Source organism: Komagataeibacter rhaeticus, assembly GCF_003207855.1.
GTDB classification, from domain to species: domain Bacteria; phylum Pseudomonadota; class Alphaproteobacteria; order Acetobacterales; family Acetobacteraceae; genus Komagataeibacter; species Komagataeibacter rhaeticus.
The window spans coordinates 1-3,782 of the sequence record NZ_NKTZ01000048.1 but is presented as its reverse complement, the minus strand read 5'-3'; the positions used below and the strand labels follow the sequence as shown (position 1 = coordinate 3,782).

Genomic DNA, 3,782 nt, shown 5'->3' with positions numbered 1-3,782 from the left:
GGGGTCGGTACATAGAACGGGCACAGATATACGCTAAGGCTGGCTGCTGAGAGTATATGACGGGAAACAGGTGTTTTCCGTCATTTTTTTCTTGCCGGGAAAAGATAGCCGCCAAGGTAGCAAAAACCGCACGACAAACCATGTCGCTTTGGATTACTGTGCGGAAACTCTTCTGATGAGGTTTGTCGTACATGCTGGTCGGTTATATGCGAGTGTCCTCAGCCGACGAACGCCAGTCAGTGGATCTCCAGCGCGATGCGCTGATCGCGGCTGGCGTCGATGCACGCCACATTCATTCCGACAAGGCCCCTGGTGCCCGCGACGATCGCCCTGGCCTCAAGACGTGCCTCGCCTGGCTCAAGGAAGGGGATACGCTGGTGGTCTGGAAACTCGACCGTCTGGGCCGTTCTCTATCGCATCTTCTTGATATTATCGGAGATTTTCGGGAGCGTGGCATCGCTTTCCGATCCTTGACCGAACATATGGATACGGCAACCGCGCAAGGCGAGTTGCTGTTCTCGATGTTCGGCGCACTCGCCCAATATGAACGCGCCTTGACGCACGAACGGGTCATGGCGGGGCTGGCGGCCGCCAGGCGCCGGGGTCGGCGCGGCGGTAGGCCGCCCGCGATCGACGCGGAGAAGATCGCGGCGATTACCGTCGCCCTCGAAGGCGGCGCCAGCAAAGCGGCTATATGCCGCAACTTCGGTGTACCGCGCTCGACGCTGATCGACACGCTGGCGCGGATTGGCTGGACGCCTCCCGGCAGAACCTGACAGATGCCGCGCCGTTCCGTTCTGACCGAGGCGCAGCGCCTGTTGCTGCTTGCCCTGCCCGAAAACGAGGCCGACCTGGTGCGCTACTGGACGCTCACTCCCGATGACCTGCGTGTCATTGTCAGTCGGAGAAGGGCGCACAATCGGTTGGGCTTTGCTATCCAGCTTTGCGCGCTGCGCTACCCGGGGCGGCTGCTCCGGCCGGGGGAGCTGATCCCTCAGATCCCGCTCGCCTTCATAGGGGATCAACTCGGGATCGAGCCGGACGCGCTCGCCGACTATGCCGTGCGTGGGCCGACCCGCTACGAACAGCTCGATACGCTGCGTGGAACATTCGGATTCCAGCAGTTCTGTCGGCCGCTCCAGATCGAGCTTCAGGCCTGGCTTCTGCCTGCGGCCCTGACGTCCAGCAGCGGAATCGTTCTCGCACGGATGCTGCTGGGCGAATTTCGCCGGCGATGCATCGTCGTGCCTGGTATCACCCAGATCGAACGCATGGTGGGCAAGGCGCTGCTCGATGCCGAGCGGTATGTCTGCGAGCTGCTGACGCGGCATCTCACCGCCGACCAGCGCGATCGGCTCGACGCCCTCCTCCAGCCGCATAGCGGCAGCCATATCAGTAGCCTCACCTGGGTGCGTCAGCCTCCTGGCCAGCCCGGGAGGCGTGCCTTCGCCGCGATCCTCGACCGGTTGTCGCTCCTGCGTGCGATCGACCTGGATTCCGGCCTCGTGGACACCATTCACCCGGAGCGGCTTCGCCGATTGTGCCAGGAAGGCGCGCGCCTCACGGCGCAACATCTCACCTCGTTGAACCCGGCACGGCGGCGCGCGGTGCTGGTCGCCACAGCCATCGAGACGCAGATGACGCTGACAGACGACGCGGTGCTCATGTTCGAGCGTCTGTTCGGTCAGTTGTTCCGCCGGGCGGAACGGCGCGAGGAAGCCGCATTGAAACGCGATCGTCGGACCATCAACGCCAAAATCCGCCTTCTGGCCGAAATCGGCGATGCGGTGTTGAGCGCCCGCGCTGACGACGCCGATCCATACGCGGCGATCGAGGGCGTCATCGGCTGGGACGCGCTGACACGGGAAGTCGCGGAAGCCCGTCGTCTCGTTCGTCCTGATCCGCTCGATCCCGTGGCACTCTCCCGGGAGAACGCACCGATCCTGCGCCAGATCGGTCCGGCGTTCGTCGCCGCCTTCACTTTCGGGGCTGTTCCCGCCTGCGCACCTCTTGCCCAAGCTGTCGAGACCCTGCGCGGCCTCGCCGTCGGCCGGCACAGACTTCCGGCCGACGTGCCGCTCGGCTTTGTCCGGACGAGTTGGCGGAAGCGGATCGACCGTGCTGGTCTCAACCGCCGCATCTTCGTGTTCTGCGTCCTGGCGGAACTGCGCGACCGGCTGCGCGCGGGGGATATGTGGGTCGAGGGAAGCCGGCGCTATCGCGCCGTAGAGCACCAGCTTATTCCAAAGCCGGTTTTTTCCGCGATGCGCGAGGCCGGCCCCCTGCCGATCGCCGTCGCTGATACCGCAGCGGTCTGGCTGGCGGAACGCAAGGCGCTGCTCACGCGCCGGCTCGCCGAGATAGAGGTGAAAGCGTCCACCGATACGCTCGAAGACGTGCGGATCGCTGAGGGGAGGCTGCGCATCTCGCCTTTGCGCGCGATCACTCCAGACGAGGCAGAGGACGCCCTGGCGCCCCTCTACGCACGCCTGCCGGCCATCCGGATCACCGATCTGCTGGCCGACGTGGATCGCTGGACGGGATTTGCCGACTGCTTCACGCATTTGACTACCGGCCGGTCACACGACGATCCCCGCGCGATCCTTACCGCCGTTCTTGCCGATGCGACCAATCTCGGCCACGCCCGCATGGCCGAGGCCTGTGGATTGGTAACTCGGCGTCAGCTCGGCTGGCTCTCGGCCTGGCACCTGCGCGAGGATAGCTACGGCGCGGCGCTGGCGAGGCTGGTCGAGGCGCAGCATCGGCTGCCGCTTGCCGCGTTGTTCGGCGACGGCACCGCGTCCAGCTCGGACGGGCAGCACTTCCCGCTCGATCGACGCGCGCAGGCGACCGGCGCCGTCAATCCGCACAAGGGCAGCGAACCCGCCATCTCCTTTTACACCCACGTCTCCGATCGCTACGCGCCGTTCCATTCCACAGTCATCTCCGCCGGTGCCAGCGAGGCCGCGCATGTACTCGACGGCCTGCTCCATCATGGCGCCGACCTTGCGATCGAGCGTCACCATACCGATGGCGGGGGCGTTTCGGATCATGTGTTCGCCCTATGCCATCTCCTCGGTTTCCGTTTCGCCCCGCGTATCCCCAACATCGGTAACAGACGCCTGCATCTGTTCAGCGACATGAAGCCAGGGTCGACTGTCGTCCCATTGGTGGCCCAGCCGATCGACGAACGCCTGATCTCCGAGCACTGGGACGACGTGATCCGGCTCGCCACCTCAATCCGTACCGGCGTCACCAGCGCGTCGCTGATGCTGGAACGGCTCGGTTCTTATCCTCGCGCGAACGGTCTCGCCCTTGCCCTGCGAGAGATGGGCCGCGTCGAGCGTACGCTGTTCACGCTCGACTGGATCGAGCTCCCCGAGGAACGCCGCCGCGCCACCCGCGAGTTGAACAAGGGAGAGGCCCAGAACGCCCTCAAGCGCGCCATCTTTTTCCATCGCACCGGCCGGATCCGCGATCACGGACTGCAAGCCCAGGGACATCGGGCGAGCGCGCTCAATCTCGTCGCCAGCGCCGTCGTATTGTGGAACACCACCTATCTCGGAGCCGCAATGCGGCATCTCGAACGTCAAGGACGATCCGTTGCGCCTGATCTGCTCCAGCATCTCTCTCCGCTGGGGTGGCAGCATATCAACCTGACCGGGGATTACCTCTGGACCGACGCCGGCATCCCGGAAGGGAAACTCCGCCCGCTCCGGCAAGCCATCACAATCACCGATAATCCTTAGCGTATATCTGTGCCCGTTTTATGTACGTCCCCC

General features: G+C 64.6%; 2 protein-coding genes. Both read left to right on the top strand.

The annotated features are described in order from the left end of the window. Positions 1–191: 191 nt before the first annotated feature. Positions 192–776: a recombinase family protein gene (locus CFR78_RS15825; protein ID WP_110581366.1), complete on the top strand. Its 585-nt coding sequence runs from the start codon at positions 192–194 to the stop codon at positions 774–776. A 3-nt stretch (positions 777–779) separates the two neighbouring features. After that, a complete protein-coding gene (locus tag CFR78_RS15820) occupies positions 780–3,749 on the top strand; it encodes a Tn3 family transposase (RefSeq protein ID WP_110581365.1) in 2,970 nt (989 codons plus the stop codon). Positions 3,750–3,782: the final 33 nt, after the last annotated feature.

Coding starts and splice junctions, on each gene's coding strand:
- CFR78_RS15820 (WP_110581365.1), top strand. CDS start 780: ATGCCGCGCCGTTCCGTTCTGACCGAGGCGCAGCGCCTGTTGCTGCTT.
- CFR78_RS15825 (WP_110581366.1), top strand. CDS start 192: ATGCTGGTCGGTTATATGCGAGTGTCCTCAGCCGACGAACGCCAGTCA.